General features: G+C 73.9%; 13 protein-coding genes. 2 read left to right on the top strand and 11 right to left on the bottom strand.

Annotated features, from left to right (window positions below):
- Positions 1-73: 73 nt before the first annotated feature.
- From IPO09_18415 to IPO09_18390, 6 genes are all read right to left on the bottom strand, one after another.
- Positions 74-2,818 carry a PAS domain S-box protein gene (locus tag IPO09_18415; GenBank protein ID MBK9519276.1) on the bottom strand — a complete coding sequence of 915 codons (2,745 nt, stop codon included), beginning with the start codon at positions 2,816-2,818 and terminating at the stop codon, positions 74-76.
- A 149-nt stretch (positions 2,819-2,967) separates the two neighbouring features.
- Positions 2,968-4,131 (bottom strand): MFS transporter, encoded by a 1,164-nt coding sequence (locus IPO09_18410; GenBank protein MBK9519275.1) that lies wholly within the window; start codon positions 4,129-4,131, stop codon positions 2,968-2,970.
- A 565-nt stretch (positions 4,132-4,696) separates the two neighbouring features.
- Complete coding sequence (glnA, locus tag IPO09_18405) at positions 4,697-6,121, bottom strand: type I glutamate--ammonia ligase (protein ID MBK9519274.1); 1,425 nt, start codon at positions 6,119-6,121, stop codon at positions 4,697-4,699.
- A 197-nt stretch (positions 6,122-6,318) separates the two neighbouring features.
- Positions 6,319-7,770 (bottom strand): sigma-54-dependent Fis family transcriptional regulator, encoded by a 1,452-nt coding sequence (locus tag IPO09_18400; protein ID MBK9519273.1) that lies wholly within the window; start codon positions 7,768-7,770, stop codon positions 6,319-6,321.
- A 64-nt stretch (positions 7,771-7,834) separates the two neighbouring features.
- Positions 7,835-8,893 (bottom strand): PAS domain-containing protein, encoded by a 1,059-nt coding sequence (locus IPO09_18395; protein ID MBK9519272.1) that lies wholly within the window; start codon positions 8,891-8,893, stop codon positions 7,835-7,837.
- 9 nt (positions 8,894-8,902) lie between these two features.
- Positions 8,903-9,241 carry a P-II family nitrogen regulator gene (locus IPO09_18390; protein ID MBK9519271.1) on the bottom strand — a complete coding sequence of 113 codons (339 nt, stop codon included), beginning with the start codon at positions 9,239-9,241 and terminating at the stop codon, positions 8,903-8,905.
- Between the two features lie 339 nt (positions 9,242-9,580).
- On the opposite strand from IPO09_18390, the gene IPO09_18385 reads away from it, so the two are divergent.
- Entirely contained in the window at positions 9,581-10,600 is a 1,020-nt protein-coding gene (locus IPO09_18385; GenBank protein MBK9519270.1) for an alpha/beta fold hydrolase, read from the top strand.
- Between the two features lie 161 nt (positions 10,601-10,761).
- Here IPO09_18385 and ftsH read toward each other — a convergent pair whose 3' ends face one another.
- Positions 10,762-12,600, bottom strand: coding sequence for an ATP-dependent zinc metalloprotease FtsH (gene ftsH, locus IPO09_18380; protein ID MBK9519269.1), 1,839 nt, complete (start codon positions 12,598-12,600; stop codon positions 10,762-10,764).
- 227 nt (positions 12,601-12,827) lie between these two features.
- Between ftsH and IPO09_18375 the strand changes: the two genes are divergently transcribed.
- A complete protein-coding gene (locus tag IPO09_18375) occupies positions 12,828-13,346 on the top strand; it encodes a hypothetical protein (GenBank protein MBK9519268.1) in 519 nt (172 codons plus the stop codon).
- Positions 13,347-13,410: 64 nt separating this feature from the next.
- Here IPO09_18375 and IPO09_18370 read toward each other — a convergent pair whose 3' ends face one another.
- From IPO09_18370 to pyk, 4 genes are all read right to left on the bottom strand, one after another.
- Complete coding sequence (locus IPO09_18370) at positions 13,411-13,932, bottom strand: hypothetical protein (protein MBK9519267.1); 522 nt, start codon at positions 13,930-13,932, stop codon at positions 13,411-13,413.
- Positions 13,933-14,053: 121 nt separating this feature from the next.
- Positions 14,054-15,559: an MBL fold metallo-hydrolase gene (locus IPO09_18365; protein ID MBK9519266.1), complete on the bottom strand. Its 1,506-nt coding sequence runs from the start codon at positions 15,557-15,559 to the stop codon at positions 14,054-14,056.
- Between the two features lie 67 nt (positions 15,560-15,626).
- Complete coding sequence (locus IPO09_18360) at positions 15,627-16,817, bottom strand: aminopeptidase P family protein (GenBank protein ID MBK9519265.1); 1,191 nt, start codon at positions 16,815-16,817, stop codon at positions 15,627-15,629.
- A gap of 52 nt (positions 16,818-16,869) precedes the next feature.
- Positions 16,870-18,336, bottom strand: coding sequence for a pyruvate kinase (gene pyk, locus IPO09_18355; GenBank protein MBK9519264.1), 1,467 nt, complete (start codon positions 18,334-18,336; stop codon positions 16,870-16,872).
- Positions 18,337-18,399: the final 63 nt, after the last annotated feature.

The raw sequence follows: 18,399 nt of genomic DNA, 5'->3' as shown, positions 1-18,399 counted from the left end.
AGCAGGTTCCGGGCCGGCGGTGGCGGTCGCCGCGCCCCCGCCGCGGGCGGGTGGCCACGGCCCGGCCCGGGGCTCACGCGTCGAGCGCCGCCCGCACCCGTCGCAGCAGCGCCTCGTTGGTGAAGGGCTTCTCCAGCAGGTCCAGGCCCGGGTCCACCACCCCGTGGTGGACGATGATGTCCTGCGCGTAGCCGGACATGAAGAGGACCCGCAGGCCCGGGAAGGCCCGCCGCGCCGCCTCGGCCACCTGGCGGCCGTTCATCCCCGGCATCACCACGTCGGTGAGCAGGAGCTGCGGCGCCGGCAGGTCCGGCCCGAGGAGCGCCTGCAGCTCGGCGCCGCCGGCGGCGGTCACCACCTGGTAGCCGGCCTGGCGCAGGGCGCGGCTGGTGGCGTCGCGGACGTGCTGGTCGTCCTCCACCAGCAGGATCCGCTCGGTGGCCTGGGTGAGGGGCCCGGGCGCGCGCCCGGGGTCGGCGGGGCCGGCCACCGTGGCCTCGGTGCGGGGCAGCAGCACCTCGAAGGCGGCGCCGCAGCCAGGCTGGCTGCGGAAGCGGATGACGCCGCCGGCCTGCTGGGCGATGCCGAGGGCGGTGGCCAGGCCGAGCCCGGTGCCCCGGCCGGCCGGCTTGGTGGTGACGAAGGGCTCGAAGAGGCGCGACCAGAGCTCCGGCGGGATGCCCCCCCCGGTGTCCTCGACCACCAGCCGGACGTGCGGCCCGGCCGCCGGGGCCAGGCCGCGCCAGCCCGCCTCCCCGGCCCCCGGCTCGTCCACGTTGGCGGTGGAGAGGGTGAGGCGCCCGCCGCCCGGCATGGCGTCACGGGCGTTGACCGCCAGGTTCACCAGCAGCTGCTGGAGCTGGCCCGGGTCGCAGGTGGTGGCCCACAGGGCGGGCGCCAGCCGCAGCACCAGCGCCACGTCCTCGCCCAGCAGGCGGTGCAGCATCCGCTCGGCGCGGCGCACCTCCTCGTTGAGGTCCACCGGCACCGGCGCCACCACCTTCTTGCGGGCGAAGGCCAGCAGCTGGCTGGTCAGGTCCTTGGCCCGCGCCGCCGCCTCCAGGATCTCCTGCACGTCCTCGCGCTCGGGCGGCCGCCCCTCGTCCAGGCTCCGCTGCAGCGCCTCCCCGCAGGCCAGCAGGACCACCAGGATGTTGTTGAAGTCGTGGGCCACCCCGCCGGCCAGCCGCCCGATGCTCTCCAGCTTCTGGGCCTGGCGCAGCTGGTCCGCCAGGCCCTCGCGGACCAGCTCAGCCTGGTGGCGGGCCGTCACGTCCTGGATGGTGCCCACCAGGCGCAGCGGCCGGCCGGCCTCGTCGCGCTCGAGGTCGCCCAGGCCGTGGACCCAGCGCGGCGGATCGCCCGGCCTCCCGACCCGGTAGACCCGGTCGAAGCGCGAGCCGGCGGCCGCCAGCGCCGAGAGGTGGTCGGTCAGGTCGGCCCGGTCGTCGGGGTGCACCAGCCCGAGCCAGGAGGCGGTGGTGCGCGGGTGCTCGGGCCCGATGCCGAAGATCTCGTCGAGCATCGGTGAGCTGACCCACCGGTCCTCGCGCACCTCGAAGACGTAGTGGCCCAGCCGGGCCACCCGCTGGCTGGCCTGCAGCCAGCGCTCCCGCTCGTCCCGCTCGGCCAGCCCGAGCTGCAGCTCCCGGGTGAGCCGCTGCTGCTCGGTGACGTCGTCCCAGGTGGAGAGCAGGGCCGTGCCCTCGCCGAGGTCCACCGGGACGATGCGGACGTGCACCTCGCGCAGCTCGCCGGTGCGGCTCCGGTGCCGGGTGTCGAACTCGAGGTGCCCGTCCTGCATGGCCTGCCGGATCCGGGAGCGCACCCGGTCCGCGTCGTCCTCGGCGTCGATGTCGGGGATGGCGAGCCGGGCGAAGGCCTCGCGGGTGTAGCCGAGCTGCGCCGCCGCCCGGTCGTTGAACGCCAGGATGCGCCCGTCCGGGCCGGTCAGGATCACCCCGCTCGGCGTGGCGGTGAAGAGGCAGCGGTAGAGCGCCTCGCTCCGGCGCAGGGCCCGCTCGGCCCGCACCCGGTCGGTGGCGTCGCGCGAGATCCCGACCACCGTGCGCGGGCGCCCGTCGGGGCCGCGCTGGTAGGTGGTGGTCATCTCGACGTGCTTGATCGAGCCGTCCTTGCAGGGCTGGTCGTAGACGCCGGTGTGCGGGTTCTCCTCCTCGGGGGTGCCGTTGCGGGCCGCCACGGCCATGACGCGGGCCAGCGACTCGGGCGTGAGGGCCCGCTCCATGGGCTCGGCCAGGGCCTCCTCGACCGTCAGGCCCCGCAGCGCCTCGATGCTCGGGCTCACGTAGGTGAAGCGGCCGGCGGCGAGGTCGAAGGTCCAGATGACGTCGCGCGACTGGGAGACCACCAGGCGCAGCTGGTGCTCGCTGGCCTCGGCGCGGCGCAGGGCGGCGCGCAGCTCGGCCTGGGCGGACCGCTCCGCGGTGACGTCGGTGAAGACGCAGGCGAAGTGGAGGGGCTCGGGGCGGTAGGCGCTGACGTGGAAGATCCGCCCCAGCGCGTCGGCGCGCAGCTCGAAGCGCATCGGCTCGCCGGTCAGGGCCACGTGGGCGTAGCGCGCGATGAACTCCGCCTCGAGGGCGGGGATGACCTCGAGCGCGGTGCGCCCCACCACCTCGGCGGCGCGCAGGCCGGTGAGCCGCTCGAAGGCGGCGTTGACCTGCAGGAAGCGGTAGTCGAACGCCCGGCCGGCCGGGTCGAGGAGGATCTCGTGCAGCGCCACCCCCTCGCTCATGTGCTCGAAGAGCTGGCGGAAGGCCTGCCCGGCGCCGTCATGGGGTGAGACCACCGGCATGCCCGGCCCCCTGGAGCTTGCGTCGCTGCGCCCACGCGTGGGCGGGTACGGCTCCCGCAGCGTGACACACCCTGCGGCCACCGCCTTGCGCCAGGTCAGGTCGGTGGGGCGCCGGCGGAGGGTCAGCGCAGCCAGGGTGGGGTGGGGGGTCAGCCCGGCCCGGGGCCGGCCGGCCGGGCGTCGATGCGCAGCGCGGCCAGCCGGCGCCGCCGGGCCGGACCGGCCGCCAGGTGGGCCAGCGCCATCGCCAGCGACGCCGCCAGGCAGCCCAGCCAGAGCGCCCGGCCCCCGAAGCGGTGGAGCACCTCGCCGCCCACCAGCGGCGCGAGGGTGAAGGCCAGGCCCCAGGACATCGAGAAGGCCCCCTGGTAGCGCCCGCGCAGCTCGGGCGGGGCAAGGTCGGCCACGATGGCCGAGGCCACCGGGAAGCCCAGCACCTCGCCCACCGTGTAGAGCAGCGCCCCCACCGCGTAGGCCGGCAGCGAGCCCTGGAAGGCGTTCATCCCGTAGCCCAGGCCGATGAGCACCGCCGAGAGGGCCAGCACGTTGGCCCCGTCGTGGCGCGGCAGGCGCGGCGCCAGCAGCGGCTGGAGGATCACCACCCCCAGGCCGTTGAGGGCCATGAGCAGCGAGAACGACAGCGGCCCGACGCCGTGCTCGGCGTAGTCCAGCGGCGCGGCCAGCTGGAACTGGGTGAAGACCACCAGCACCACCAGGTTGATGCCGAGGAAGGTGACGAAGGGGCGGTCGCCGAAGACCCGCAGGAGCCCCGCCAGCGCCGGGGCGTGGGCCTGGTGCGCCGGCCGGGTCTCCGGCACCCGCCGCCACACGATGGTGGCGAAGGCGAAGGAGGTGAGGGCGTCGGCCAGGAAGAGGGCCAGCATCGAGCGCTCGGCCACGAAGCCGGCCACCGAGAGGCTGACCGCCCAGCCCAGGTTGACCGCCCAGTAGACCAGCCCGAAGGCGCGGGCCCGGTCGGCCGGGGGCACCACGTCGGCGATGGCGGCGTTGGCGGCCGGGCGGTAGAGGTCGCCGGTGAGGGCGGCGCAGAAGGCCAGCCCCGCCAGCCAGGTGGGGTCGCGCAGGAAGCCCAGGGCGGCCACGCAGGCGCCGCCCAGCGCCAGCCCGGCCAGCATGGTGGGGCGCCGGCCCACCCGGTCGGCCAGGGCCCCGCCGAGCGGCCCGGCCAGGAGCAGCCCCACCCCGTAGAGCGCCACCACCCGTCCGGCCGCGTCGGCGCTGAAGCCGCGCTCGCGCACCAGGTAGAGCGCCAGGAAGGTGATGACGAAGGAGGCGAGCCGGTTGACCAGCATGCCGGCCCAGAGCGTCCAGAAGACGCGCGGCAGGCCGCCCGCGGCGGCGTGGAAGCGGTTCGCGAGCAGGCCCACGGCGAGCGCCGGGATACCACCAGGAGCGCAGGGGCGCCACCGGACGCCGCTGCGTCATCCCGGACGGAGTGCCCACAGCAGCCCCCTCACCCCTGCCCTCTCCCCCAGCAAGCTGGGGGAGAGGGGGCTGACCATGTTGAGCCTCCCCGGTTGAGTCTCCCTCTCCCCCAGCAAGCTGGGGGCAGGGCGGGCGCATCTAAACCCCATAGCGGCGGCGGGGGGCCCTCGCCCCGCCTCACCTCAGGAAGGTCCACGCCCGCCCTGGGGGAGAGGGGGGCTGGCAATGTTGAGCTTCCCCGGTTGAGTCTCCCTCTCCCCTCCGGGGAGAGGGCAGGGGTGAGGGGCGCCCGCGTCCACCCGCGGTCGAACTCCCTCTCCCCTCCGGGGAGAGGGCAGGGGGCGCCGGGCTCCCCTCGAAACGACGAAGGGCCCCTCAGTGGGGCCCCTCGTGCTCATGCGGACTTCTGAGTGGGCGCAGAGCGCCGACTGGTCAGATGTCGAAGTAGAGCGCGTACTCCATCGGCGTCGGGCGCATCCGGACCGGGTTCACTTCCTTGTCGTACTTGTACTGGATCCACGTCTCGATGACGTCCTCGGTGAAGACGTCGCCCTTGAGCAGGAACTTGTGGTCCTTGCGCAGGGCCTCGAGCGCCTCGTCCAGCGAGCCGGGCATCTTGGGGATGTCCTTCAGCTCCTCCGGCGACATGCCGTAGATGTCCTTGTCGAGCGGCTGGCCGGGGTTGATCTTGTTCTCGATGCCGTCCAGGCCGGCCATCAGCATGGCCGAGAAGGCCAGGTAGCCGTTGGCCGACGGATCCGGCGAGCGGAACTCGATGCGCTTCGCCTTCGGGGAGGGCGAGTACATCGGGATGCGCACCGAGGCGGAGCGGTTGCGGGCCGAGTAGGCCAGGTTGATGGGGGCCTCGAAGCCCGGCACCAGCCGCTTGTACGAGTTGGTCGACGGGCAGATGAGGGCCGCCAGCGCCGGGCCGTGCTTCAGGATGCCGCCGATGTAGTGCATGGCCATCTCGGAGAGGCCGGCGTAGCCGTCGCCCGCGAAGAGCGGCTTGCCGCTCTTCCAGATGGACTGGTGCACGTGCATGCCGGAGCCGTTGTCGCCGTAGAGCGGCTTGGGCATGAAGGTCACGGTCTTGCCGTGCCGGCGCGCCACGTTCTTGATGACGTACTTGAACCACATCAGCTTGTCGGCCATCTTCACCAGCGAGTCGAACCGGATGTCGATCTCGGCCTGGCCGGCGGTGGCGACCTCGTGGTGCTGCCGCTCCACGTGGATGCCCACCGACTCCATGACGCGGCACATCTCGGTGCGGATGTCCTGCTGCGAGTCGGTCGGGGCGACCGGGAAGTAGCCCTCCTTGTAGCGGGGCTTGTAGCCGAGGTTGCCGCCGGCCTCCTCGCGGCCCGTGTTCCACTGCCCCTCGACCGAGTCCACCTTGAAGAAGGCGTGGTTGACGCCGCTGTCGTAGCGGACCTCGTCGAAGATGAAGAACTCCGGCTCGGGGCCGAAGAAGGCGGTGTCGCCCAGGCCGGTGCCCTTCAGGTACTTCTCCGCCTTCATGGCGATGTTGCGCGGGTCGCGGCTGTACGGCTCCTTGGTGATCGGGTCGACCACGTTGCAGATCAGCGAGAGCGTGGGCTCCGCCATGAACGGGTCGATGCAGGCCGTGGTGGCGTCCGGGATCACCAGCATGTCGGAGGCGTGGATGGCCTGCCAGCCGCGGATCGACGAGCCGTCGAAGCCGAGCCCCTCCTCGAAGATGTCCTCCGAGAGCTCGTAGAGCGGGATCGAGAAGTGCTGCCACAGGCCGATGAAGTCCATGAACTTCAGGTCGACGTAGGTCGCCTTCTTCTCGGCGGCGTACTCGAGCACCTGCTTCGGAGTCGTAATGGCCATCGCGGTCGTTTCTCCAGCGGGAACGGGGTGGATGGCGGCGATCGATAGCACCTTCCGTGCCGCCGTGGGAGGCCCCGCCCCGGATCAGAAAACCGAGCCACGGCGGGGGGATCGCTGCTGACGCTGCCTGCTTGTCGTGCACCCTGCTGCCTGGGAAGCGGGCAGTGGGGGTCCAGATCGGTGCTGCGCCCGAGAGGCTACCTCGGCTTCATCCCGAGGGCGCGCATCCGCTCCCGGAGGGTGTTGCGATTCATCCCGAGCAGCTCGGCGGCCCGGAGCTGGTTGCCCTTGGTCCGGGCCAGCGCCGCCGCCAGGAGCGGCGCCTCCACCGCGGCCAGCGCGGCCTGGTAGCGCCCGTGCTCCGGCTCGGCGGCGTCGAGCACCGCCTCCACCAGGCCGGACAGGCCGCGCTCGGCGTGGGCCGCGGCCGGCAGGAGGCCGACCAGGTCGTTGGCGGTGAGGCGCGAGCCGTTCAGCTTGAGCAGCGCCCGCTGCATGACGTTCTGCAGCTCGCGCACGTTGCCGGGCCAGGGGTGGGCCAGGAGCAAGGGCTCGGCGTCCTTGGAGAGGGCCACCGGCCGCCCCTTCAGCTGCTCGCCGTAGCGGGCGATGCAGTGGCGGGCCAGCAGGATGACGTCGCCCTCGCGCTCGCGCAGCGGCGGCAGCCGGATGGGCACCACCGCCAGCCGGTAGTAGAGGTCGCGGCGGAAGCGCCCCTCCTCCACCGAGCGGGCCAGGTCGGCGTTGGTGGCGGCCACGATGCGCACGTCCACCGGCATGGGCCGGCTGCCGCCCACCCGGTCCACCTCGCGCTCCTGCAGCACCCGGAGCAGCTTGGCCTGCAGCTCGATGGGCATCTCCCCGATCTCGTCGAGGAAGAGGGTGCCGCCGCTGGCCAGCTCGAACTTGCCGGGGCGCCGCTCCACCGCGCCGGTGAAGGAGCCCTTCTCGTGGCCGTAGAGCTCGCTCTCGATGAGGTCGCGCGGGATGGCCGCCATGTTGACGGTGATGAAGGGCCCCTTGGCCCGGGTGGAGTTGGCGTGGACGGCGCGCGCCACCAGCTCCTTGCCGGTGCCCGACTCGCCCATGAGCAGCACCGTCATCTCGGTGCGGGCCACCCGGCCGACCTCCTTGTAGACCTCCACCATGGCGGCGGAGCGCCCCACCAGCGTCTCCGGCAGCGCCACGTCGCGGTAGCGGCGCGGCTCGGCGGTGGGGTCGATCTGCGCCTCGATGCCGGAGGCCGGGGCCGGCTCGGGCTCCCCCTGGTCGGCGGGCGCCACCGCCAGGTCGCGCACGATGCGCTCGACGCGGGCCAGGTCGAAGGGCTTGCCCAGGTAGTCCGCGGCGCCGCGCTTCATGGCCTCCACGGCCGAGCGCATGGTGTCCTCGGCGGTCATCACCACCACGAAGGGCGAGTCGGCGCGCCCGCCGATCTCCCCGAGCAGCTTGAGGCCGTCGTCGCCGGGGAGCCGCACGTCGAGCAGCAGCAGGCCGATGCCGTCGCGGCCGGTGCCGTGGGCGCGCAGCTTCTCGCGGGCCTCCTCGGCGCTGCCGGCCTCCTCCCAGGGCACGCCGGCCCGCTCGCAGGTGCGGGCCAGCACGAACCGGATGGAGCTCTCATCGTCGACGATCAGGACCTTGCGCACGACGTGCCTCCTAGCAAGGCGGGGGCCAGCCCGGGATCCAGGCTGGGCCTCCCCCAGGGGCGGGTCAGCTCACCTGTAGGGGGATGTAGACGTTGGCCTCGGCGCCGCCCACGGACCGGTTCCGGACCTCGATGCGCCCGCCGTGGGCCTCCACGATGCGCCTGGAGATGGCCAGGCCGAGCCCGGTGCCGTGCGGCTTGGAGGTGGAGAAGGGCGTGAAGAGGCGGGCCAGCATGGCGTCGCTGATGCCCGGGCCGTTGTCCTGCACCGAGATGCGGGCCAGGGGCCGGGTCCGGCCGGAGGCGGCGCGCAGCCGGATGGTGGCCACGCTGGTCTCCAGCGTCACCTGCGGATCCGGTCGATCCGCCACCGCGTCGAGGGCGTTGCGCACCAGGTTGAGGATCACCTGCGTGAGCTTCTCGTCGTCGCCCACCACCGGCGGCAGCGAGGGGTCGAAGCGGTCGTGGAAGGTCACCCGCTCGGCGCCGGGGACGCCGCGGGCCAGGGCCCGCACGTCGCCCAGCACCTGGTGGATGTCCACCGGGGCCACCTGCAGCGCCGCCGGGCGGGCCAGGTCCAGCAGCTCGCGCACCAGGCCGTCCACCCGGCGGGCCTCGCGGGCGATCACCTGCGCGTAGTCGCGGGCGCTGCCCTCGGCCTCGCGCGCCAGCAGCTCGGCCGAGCCCTGCAGCCCGGCCAGCGGGTTCTTGATCTCGTGCGCCAAGCCGGCGGCCAGCGCCTCGAAGTTGAGCGCCCGCTCGCCGCCGCGCGTCACGCGCAGCACCACCACCGTGCCGGCGATGGTCGGCCCGTCGAACAGCGGCGAGGCCTCGAGGGAGATGGGGACGCCCGGATCCAGCGGGCTGGGGAACTCGGCGGACTGGCTCTCCTGGGAGAGCCGGGCGCGCTCGGAGATGACGGCCAGCTGGTGGCCGCCGGGCAGCGCCCGGACCGGCAGCTCGACGGCCCGCTCGCGGCTGCGGCCGAACAGCTCCTCCGCCGCCGGGTTGAGGTGGACCACCCCGCCGTCGGCCCCGATGATCACCAGGGCATCGGCGATGGAGTCCACCGCGGCGCGTGCCAGCGCCGCCGGGAGCGGAGGAGCCTTGGCTGGGCGGGACACCGGTCCCGCTTAGAGCGCTTCCTCGCCGCGCTCGCCGGTGCGGATGCGGATCACCTCGTCGATGGGCACCACGAAGATCTTGCCGTCGCCGATGCGGCCGGTCTTGGCGGCGCGCTCGATGACCTCGACCACCTTGCCCACCAGGGCGTCGGCGACCACCACCTCCACCTTGACCTTGGGGAGGAAGTCCACGACGTACTCGGCGCCGCGGTAGAGCTCGGTGTGGCCCTTCTGCCGGCCGAAGCCCTTCACCTCCGTGGCCGTGAGGCCGGCCACGCCAACCTCGGAAAGGGCCTGCTTCACCTCGTCCAGCTTGAACGGCTTGATGATGGCCTCGACCTTCTTCACGGCTCACCTCTCGGGGATGGAAAATCGGCGTTGACGCTACGCTCCAAAACCTTCGTCGGTCAAGGGAGCGGTTGCTCGGAGGATGGGCACCTGCGTGCCCGGGATTCGTTCAGCCTGGCGGCGGTTCCACTGCGACTTGCTCCATGGACCGGCCGATCGGCACGACGGGAAGCCCCGGCGTGCCGCTCGTCCCGACCACGTCTCCCCGGTGTGCAACGCACGCGCCACGGAAGGGCGGCGCCGATCGGCCGGCCGGTCCTGCGCGCAGCGGCAGGCGGCGCACGCGGGCCAGGACTCGTCTAGACTCCAGGGTCCTTGAGCTCCGGCCTCCTCACCTACCTGGCCGCCGTGGCGGTGCTGGCGGCCGCCGCGGTGGCGCACCTGCTCTACTGGCGCCGCAAGCTGGCGGCGCCGGGGCAGGAGGACCAGCGGCTGGTCGCGCTCACCAGCGACGGCTGGCGCCTCTGCCTGGGCCGCCGGCTGCCGAAGGGCGCGCCGCGCAGGCCCCCGGTGCTGCTGCTGCACGGCGTGGCCATGAACCGGCTGGCGCTGGACTTCGGCGTGCCGGGCCACTCGCTCTCGGCGTTCCTGGCGGCCGGCGGCCTGGACAGCTTCGCCCTCGACCTGCGCGGCCACGGCGGCTCCCGCGACGGCCCGGGCCTGCTGCGCAACTGGACGCTCGACGACTACCTGGCGCTGGACCTGCCGGCGGCGCTCGACGCGGTGCAGGCCGCCACCGGGCAGGAGCAGGTCCTGCTGGTGGGCCACAGCCAGGGGGCGCTGCTGGCGCTGGCCGCGGCGGCCCGGTACCCGACCCGCGTGGCCGGCGTGGTGGCGCTGGCGCCGCCCATCCGCTTCACCGTGGAGGCCTCCCGGCTCAGGGTGCTGCCCTTCCTGGCCCGCTGGCAGCTGGCCCGGGTGGGCGCGCGGCTGGTGGCCCCGCTGTCCGGGCTCTGGCAGCCGTCCGCGGCCTCGCTCTTCATCCAGCGCGGCGAGATGGACCCGCCCATCTTCCGGCGCCTCATGATGAACGTCATCGAGGACCTGCCGCCCGGGGTGGTGCGCCAGTTCGAGTCCTTCCTCCGCGAGGACCGCTTCGGCTCCTACGACGGCGCGGTGGACCACCGGGCCGCGCTGGCCACCTGCCGCCAGCCGGCCCTCTTCGTGGCGGCCCCGCGCGACGGCATGGCCCCGCCGGTGGTGGTGAAGGAGGCCTGCCAGCGCTGGGGCGGCGAGAAGACCTACCTGCAGCTGCCGGAGGGCGTCGGCCACACCGACCTGCTGCTGGGCCGGCGAGCCCCCGAGCTGCTCTTCCCGAAGGTGCGCGACTGGCTGCTGGCCAGGTCGACGATCATCTGACGCGGGAGCCCCTCACCCCTGCCCTCTCCCCGGAGGGGAGAGGGGGCAGCCATGGCGTGCCGCCGGCCAGGCGGAAGTGCGAGCAGGGCTAGGCACCTCGGTCTGCTCACCCTCTCCCCCAGCTCGCTGGGGGAGAGGGCCGGGGTGAGGGGGCGCCTCGCTCACGCCGCCAGCCGCGCCTCCCCCCGCACCCGCCCGAGCACCGCGGCCAGCTCGCCGTCGGCCAGGGTCTCCTGCTCCAGGAGCTTGCGCGCCCCCTCCTCGAGCAGGTCGCGGTTCTGCAGCAGCAGCTGGCGGGCGCGCTGGAAGGCGCTGTCCACCAGGTCGCGCACCGCCATGTCGATCTCGCGGGCCGTCTCCTCGGCGTAGAGCCGGCGCGAGCCGCCCATCTGGCCCAGGAAGCCGGGCTGCTCGGTCTCGTAGGTCACCGGTCCCAGCCGGCCGCCCATGCCGAAGCGGGTCACCATGGAGCGGGCGATGTCGGTGGCCCTGGCGATGTCGTCGGCCGCGCCGGTGGAGAAGTGGGCGTAGACCACGTGCTCGGCGGCCCGGCCGCCCAGCAGCACCGCCATCTTGTTGAGCAGCTCGTCGCGCGTCATGAGGAAGCGGTCCTCGGTGGGGCGCTGGATGGTGTAGCCCAGCGCCCCGATGCCGCGCGGGATGATGGAGATCTTGTGCACCGGGTCGGCGCCGGGCAGCGCCGAGGCCACCAGGGCGTGGCCCAGCTCGTGGTGGGCCACGATGGCGCGCTCCACGGGGTTGAGGAGCCGGTTCTTCTTCTCCAGCCCGGCCACGATCCGCTCGATGGCCACGTTGAAGTCCACCATGGTGACGGCCAGCGCCTCGGGGCCGCGCCGGGTGGCCGCCAGCGCCGCCTCGTTGATCAGGTTGGCCAGGTCTGCGCCGGTGAAGCCCGGGGTGAGGGCCGCCACCTGCTCCAGCTTCACGTCGGGGTCCAGGGTCACCTTCCTGGCGTGCACCTCCAGGATCTGCACCCGCCCGATCCGGTCGGGCCGGTCCACCAGCACCTGCCGGTCGAAGCGGCCGGCGCGCAGCAGCGCCGGGTCCAGCACCTCGGGCCGGTTGGTGGCGGCCAGCAGCACCAGGCCGGTGGAGACGTCGAAGCCGTCCAGCTCCACCAGCAGCTGGTTCAGCGTCTGCTCCTTCTCGTCGTGCCCGCCGCCCATGCCGCCCATGGAGTTGCGGGCGCGCCCCAGCGCGTCCAGCTCGTCGATGAAGATGATGGCCGGGGCCTTCTTGCGCGCCTGCTCGAAGAGGTCGCGCACCCGGGCCGCGCCCACGCCCACGAACATCTCCACGAACTCGGAGCCGGAGATGGAGAAGAAGGGCACGCTGGCCTCGCCGGCCACGGCCTTGGCCAGCAGCGTCTTGCCGGTGCCGGGGGGGCCCACCAGCAGCACGCCCTTGGGCATGCGGGCGCCGAGCCGGCCGTAGCTCTTCGGGTCCTTCAGGAAGGCCACCACCTCGGCGAGCTCGGCCTTGGCCTCGTCCACGCCGGCCACGTCGGCGAAGCGGGTCTTGGTGTCGGTCTCCACGTAGACCTTGGCCTTCGACTTGCCGATGGCCATGAGCCCGCCGCCCGGCCCGCCGGCCCCGCCCTGCATCTTCTTCGCCAGGAAGAACCAGATCCCGAAGAAGAAGAGCACCGGCAGGATCCAGGAGAGCAGCATCGGGATGGCGTTGTTCTCCAGCCGCCCGGAGTAGGTCACCTTGGCGGCGTCCAGCTCCTTGGAGATGTCCGGGTCCACCCGGGTGGTGACGAAGCGGCTCTTGCCGTCGAGCGGCTTCTTGAGCGAGCCCTCGATCCGGTCCGGGCCGATGACCACCTTCTCGACCTCCTGGGCCTTCACCATCGCCTGGAACTGGGAGTAGGGGATGGTGGCCACCGCCTGGGAGCGGGCCCACAGGTCCTGCGCCATGAGGACGCCCATGACGGCCAGGGCGACGTAGAAGAGGTTGAAGCGGGTCTGACGGTCCATGGTGTGGAGCTCCGGGGTGGTGTGCCACGGCAGGGTCGGTGCCGCGTGCCCTTGAAGTAACCACCCCTCGTGCTGCGACAAATACACAAAGACTCAACGAATCATTCAGTTACCGAGGGTTCGGTGCATCCGCCGGGCCGCCACGCGGCGCCGGGCTCCATCCGGGTCTGCGCCGCCAGGGACCGGGGCCCGCGTCGGGCCGCACCCCGCGCTAGACTCGGCCCCCGATGCTCCCGGTCAGCCCGCTCGCCGCGCTCCTCCTCCTGGCCTCCCCGCTCGACTGCCCGCCCGGCACCGCCCTCTCCGGGGGAGGTCCGCCCGAGCTGTTCGAGGCCTGGTGCACCGGCCGGCCGGACGCCTACGGCACCCCGCGCCGCCACGGCCCGGCGCGCAGCTGGTACGACACGGGCGCGCTGCGGGTGGAGGCGCACTGGGCCGAGGGGAGGCGAGACGGCGCCTTCATCGAGCACCACCGCGACGGCAAGCCGGCCCGGACCGGGCAGTACGCCCGCGACGAGAAGGTCGGCACCTGGACCATCTGGTTCGAGAGCGGCCAGCTGGAAGAACGTTCGGAGTACGTCCGGGACGTTCAGCACGGCCCCTTCACCGCCTGGTTCCGCACTGGCGGCAAGCGGACCGAGGGGCGCTACTGCCACGGCGTGCAGTGCGGCGCCTGGACCACCTGGGACGAGGAGGGGCGCCTGGTGGGCCGGATGGAGTTCGGCGAGCAGCGCGCCACGCCGTAGGCGCGGAGGTGTCTCCCGGCCTCGAAGGGCGCCCCTCGACTCCGGCTCGCGGTCGCTCGCCCGTCTAGATGGGCTTCGGGCCGGGCCGGCGAACCTGCTCGGCCTCCAGGAAGGCGTCGAACGCCGCCGACGGCACCGGGACGGCCATCCAGGTGGCCACCAGGGTGCCGTCGCCGATCGAGACCTCCTGCTCCACCCCGGGGGTGAGCGAGAGCTTGCCGCTGGTGGCGATGGCCCGATCCGGCAGCCAGATGGACCAATCGAGCGCGATCTCGCCGGAGGCCTCGCGGGTGGCGGCCACGCGGAACGCCAGCCGGACGTCCTCCGGGGAGAGCGGATCGTGCAGCACCAGCTCGGCCTTCTTGCCCACCGGGCAGATGAGCCGCGGCCGGGCCACCACCTCGCCGCTCTCGTCGCGCAGCTGCAGCGCCACCAGCTGGCCGGTGGAGCCGATCTCGCGCTCGGCGCGCGCCTTCTCGATGGCCTGGTGGGTGCGGACCGCCACCTCGGCCGACCCGCCGCCGAAGGCGAAGGCGAGGACCAGGACGGCGGCGAACCGGGCGGGCTTCATCGGGAGGGTGGCCATGAGGGGCTCGTGATGCACCGGGTGTGCCCTGCGGCACGACCCGAAAGTCCGGCAGTTTAGACGATCCTGGCGGGCGTTGCACGTGGCCGCCGGGACGCTGCGTGCCGGCCGGCCACGTCCTTCAGGACCCTCTACCCCCGGGGGTGGCCACACCTCTCGCCCGCCAGGATCCGTCGGACTCCATGGCCCGACCCGCCGCCGCCAGCTCCAGCAGCACCGCCAGGCAGCTGCGCTCGGCCACCGGCCAGATGGCCGGGGGCACGTCGTCGTAGGCCCGCGCCGTCACCTCGGCCAGCGTCCCCGGCCGCGACAGCGCCCAGACCACCTTCTCCTCGCGGGCGGCGCGGTGCGCCAGGGAGGCCCGCAGCGCCCCGCGGCCGTCGGCCGCCGGGGGGCCGTGCGCCGGGTAGAGGGCGCGCACCGGCAGCGCCGCCAGCCGGGCCAGCTGCCGGCGGTACTCGGCCATGTCGCCCTCCGGCGGGTCGATGACCACGGTGGAGAGCGTGGAGTGCATGTCGCCCGCCAGCAGGGCGCCGGTGGCCTCGTCGAGGAACACCACGTGGTCGCGGGCGTGGCCGGGCGTCTCGAAGACCCGCCAGCGGCCGCCCAGCAGGTCGCCCTCGCGGAGGGGCTCGACGGCCAGCCCCGGCAGCCGGGGCGCGATGGCCGGGTGGGCCCGCACCGTGAGCCCGCGCGCCGCCAGCACCGCCACCCCGCCGGTGTGGTCGGCGTGGCCGTGGGTGAGCCAGACCTCGCGCGCCGGGCGCCCCTCGTCGGCCAGGGTGGCCAGGCGGGCGTCGAGCCTCTGCTGCTCCTCCACCCAGGGTGAACCAGGGTCGACCACCGCGGTGGCGTCGCCCAGGTCCACCAGCCAGGCGTTGGTGTGGGCGGCCGGCGGCAGGGTGGGGGTGCGCAGCGGCGACTGCAGCAGCCCGCCCTGGTACTCGATGCGGAAGGCGGCCGGCTCCGGCGCGCGCATGGCGGCGGTGTCCGGCGGGCCGCCGCGGGCCAGCACCCGCACCGGCCAGAGGTTGGGCGGCAGGAAGAGCCGGTCGCCGCGCCGCCACTCCTCCAGGGCGCTGGCGGCCGCCACGAACTGCCCGCCGTCGAGCTCGCCCGGCCAGACCTCGGGCGCCTCCCCCTCCCGCCAGCGGCAGGTGAGGAACAGGGCGTCGAAGCGGACCGGGTAGAAGCCGGGGGTGACCCAGCGGCCGGCGTCCTCGAAGCGGGCGCCGTCCACCGAGAGCCCGTGGCGCGTGAGGAGGTCGGCGAAGGCGAGCTGCCCGGCCAGCAGCGCGCGGCGGGCCTCGGCCAGGGCGGCGGGCCCCGGCAGCGGGGCGCCGGCGGCGGCCAGCACCCCCACCTCCTCGAAGAGCTCGCGGGCGGCGCAGGCCACGTCGCCCGGGTCGCTGGCGCCCGGCGAGGACACCGGCACCGCGGCGTCCTCCTGGTCGCGCCGGCCGCCCGGGAAGGCGCTGAAGCCGGGGGCGAAGCGCTGGGTGGCGCCGCGCAGCACCAGGTAGACCTCCAGCCCGGCCGGCCCCTCGCGCCAGTAGACCACCGACGCGGCCGAGCGCGGGGCGGGCGGCGCGGCCGCCGGCAGGGCGAAGGCGCCGAGCTCGCTCACCGACCACCCCCGCGCCGGCGGCGGAGCGGGGCGCCCGGCGCGGCGGGCGGGCGGCGGCCGGGCGGGGTCAGCACGCGATGCGGACCAGCTCCTGCTGGACCTTGCCGAAGGTCTTCGGCCCCTCGGCGGAGAGGAAGACGTCGATCTCGGTGCGCACCCCCATCCCCTCCTCCGGCAGGTAGATGCCCGGCTCGATGGAGAAGCACAGCCCCGGCACCAGCCGGCGGGTGTCATGGGTCTCGAGGTCGTCCAGGTTGGCGCCGTCGCCGTGCACCTTCACGCCGATGGAGTGGCCGGTGCGGTGGATGAACTTGTCGCCGAAGCCGAGCGCGGTGATGTGGTCGCGCACCGCGCGGTCCACCTGCCAGCCCTCCAGCGTGCGCCCTTCGCGCCAGGCCAGCGCCACCGTCTCCAGCCCCTTGTCGCGGCCGCCCGAGGCCACCCGGAAGATCTGGTCCATCTTCGGGGCCGGCCGGTCGCCGCAGAAGCCCATCCAGGTGATGTCGGCGTAGACGTCGTCCGGGCCGGTGCCGCGCGCCCACAGGTCGATGAGCACCAGGTCGCCCTTGCGGATGGGCGTGGGGGTCTTCGCCGAGGGCTCGTAGTGCGGGTCGCCGGCGTGGCCGTTCACCGCCACGATGGGGGCGTGGTCGAAGGTGAGCTCGGCCTCGGCGAAGCGGTCGGTGAGGAACCGCTGGATCTCGGTCTCCTTCGGCTCCACCCCGCGGCGCAGGAGCTCGCCGATGCGCTCGAAGGCGGCGTCCTTGGCGGCGTCGATGCCGGCCAGGGCGCGCTTGTGGCTCTCCACCTGCGCCGGGGTCCAGCGGCAGAGGAAGTGCTGCACCAGCTCGGCCGAGGAGACCACCGTCACGCCCAGGCCGCGGATCACCTCGAGCGTGCCGGCGTCCACCCGGGAGAGGTACGGGATGGCGGCGCCGGGGCAGTACTCCATGGCCACCGTCGGCCCGGGCGGCAAGAGCCCCACCAGCCGCGCCAGGGCCGCCTGCAGCGACTGCCAGGAGGCGTAGGCCTGCCGCTGGCCCGGCACCTCCCTGGGGAAGGAGCCGAGCTCGATGGCGTGCACCAGCAGCTGCGGCTCGCCGCGCGCCGGCACCAGGTAGTACCAGCGGCGCGTCAGCATGTGCCCGCCCAGCCCCAGCGCGGTGAGCGCGGTGGGGTTCTGGCCGTGGAAGTCGTAGAGGAGCCAGCCGTCGAGTCCCTGCTCGACGAGGGCGCGCTGCAGGGCCGGGATGTCCATGGGCCGTGTGTAGCGCCCCGCCGGGGCGGGGGCAACGCGCGAGACGGGTCGCCTAGATGGGCACGGAGTACCGCCGCCCCCAGGACTGCTCGCCGGGGCGCGGGATCTGGTGGAAGCGGATGGAGTTGGTCATGCCGGGCACGCCCATGGGCGAGCCGTACACCAGCACCACCCGGTCGCCCGGGCGGGCGATGCCGTCCTCCACCAGCCGCTCGGCCACCGCCTCGGCCATCAGGTCGGCGTTCTTCACCGGCTCCATGATCTTGGGCTCGACCCCCCAGTAGAGGGCGCTGCGCCGCCGGGTGGCCTGGTCGGGCGAGAAGGCCACGATGGGCACCTGCGGCCGGAAGTGGGCCAGCAGGCGCGCCGTGGTGCCGCTCAGGGTGAAGCAGGCGATGGCGGCCGCCCCGGAGGCCTCGGCGGCGCGGCAGGCGGCGGCGGCGGTCACCTCGTTGAAGGGGGCGTGGCCGGGGCCGGCGTGGTCGGGGGCGGGCCGCGGCGCGACGCCGGACTCGGCCTCGCGCACGATGCGGTCCATCATCTGGATGGCCAGCAGCGGGTGGCGGCCGCTGGCGGTCTCGCCGGAGAGCATGACCGCGTCGGCGCCGTCCCAGATGCCGTTGGCCACGTCGCTGGCCTCGGCGCGGGTGGGGCGCGGGTGCTCGATCATGGAGTTGAGCATCTGGGTGGCGATGATGACCGGCTTGGCGGCCAGGTTGGCCTTGCGGCACAGCATCTTCTGCAGGCCGGGCACCCGCTCCGGCTGGATCTCCACGCCCAGGTCGCCGCGGGCCACCATCAGGCCGTCGGCCGCCGCCAGGATGTCGTCGATGCGGTCGAGGGCCTCGGGCTTCTCGATCTTGGCGATGATGGGCACCACCCGGCCGGCCCGCACCATCAGGTCGCGGCACAGCTTGACGTCCTCCGGGGTGCGCACGAAGGAGAGGGCCACCAGGTCCACGCCGTTGGCCAGGCCGAAGGCCAGGTCGGCCTTGTCCTTGTCGCTCATGGCCTCGGTGCGCAGCGCCACGCCGGGCAGGTTGATGCCCTTGTTCTCGCCGAGCACGCCCCCCTCCACCACCTCGGCCCGGACCCGCACGCCGTCGGTGGAGAGCACCTTGAGCTCGAGCAGGCCGTCGTCGATGAGCAGGCGGTCGCCCACCTTCACGTCCTCGGCCAGGTGCACGTAGGTGGTGGAGACGAGGTGCTCGTCGCCCTTCACCTCGCCCTCGGTGGTGATGGTGATCTCCTCGCCCGAGGCCAGGGCCACGCCGGCCCGGCCGGCCTTGAGCGGGCCGGTGCGGATCTTGGGCCCCTGCAGGTCCTGCAGGGCGGCCACCGGCTTCTCCAGGTGGCGGCAGGCGGCCCGCAGCCGCTCCAGGGTGCGGGCGTGGTCCTCGTGGCGGCCGTGCGAGAAGTTGAGGCGGGCCACGTCCATGCCGTGGCTGATGAGCTGCTCCATCACCTCCGGAGACGACGAGGCGGGCCCGAGGGTGGCGACGATCTTGGCGCGGCGCATGGCCCCCTTGTAGCGTCATGTTTCCCGTGCGGTCCAGCGCGCGACCGGGGCGGCGCCGCCGGG

Origin of the sequence: Anaeromyxobacter sp., from assembly GCA_016718565.1 — a bacterium.
Taxonomy (GTDB): Bacteria; Myxococcota; Myxococcia; order Myxococcales; family Anaeromyxobacteraceae; genus JADKCZ01.
The sequence above is the reverse complement of the archived record's forward strand: the minus strand, read 5'-3'. Positions and strand labels throughout refer to the sequence as shown.

Excerpts from the sequence above, each read along its gene's own strand:
- IPO09_18415 (MBK9519276.1), bottom strand. The coding sequence starts at position 2,818 with ATGCCGGTGGTCTCACCCCATGACGGCGCCGGGCAGGCCTTCCGCCAG.
- IPO09_18410 (MBK9519275.1), bottom strand. The coding sequence starts at position 4,131 with ATGCTGGTCAACCGGCTCGCCTCCTTCGTCATCACCTTCCTGGCGCTC.
- glnA (MBK9519274.1), bottom strand. The coding sequence starts at position 6,121 with ATGGCCATTACGACTCCGAAGCAGGTGCTCGAGTACGCCGCCGAGAAG.
- ftsH (MBK9519269.1), bottom strand. The coding sequence starts at position 12,600 with ATGGACCGTCAGACCCGCTTCAACCTCTTCTACGTCGCCCTGGCCGTC.
- IPO09_18375 (MBK9519268.1), top strand. The coding sequence starts at position 12,828 with ATGCTCCCGGTCAGCCCGCTCGCCGCGCTCCTCCTCCTGGCCTCCCCG.
- IPO09_18370 (MBK9519267.1), bottom strand. The coding sequence starts at position 13,932 with ATGGCCACCCTCCCGATGAAGCCCGCCCGGTTCGCCGCCGTCCTGGTC.
- IPO09_18360 (MBK9519265.1), bottom strand. The coding sequence starts at position 16,817 with ATGGACATCCCGGCCCTGCAGCGCGCCCTCGTCGAGCAGGGACTCGAC.
- pyk (MBK9519264.1), bottom strand. The coding sequence starts at position 18,336 with ATGCGCCGCGCCAAGATCGTCGCCACCCTCGGGCCCGCCTCGTCGTCT.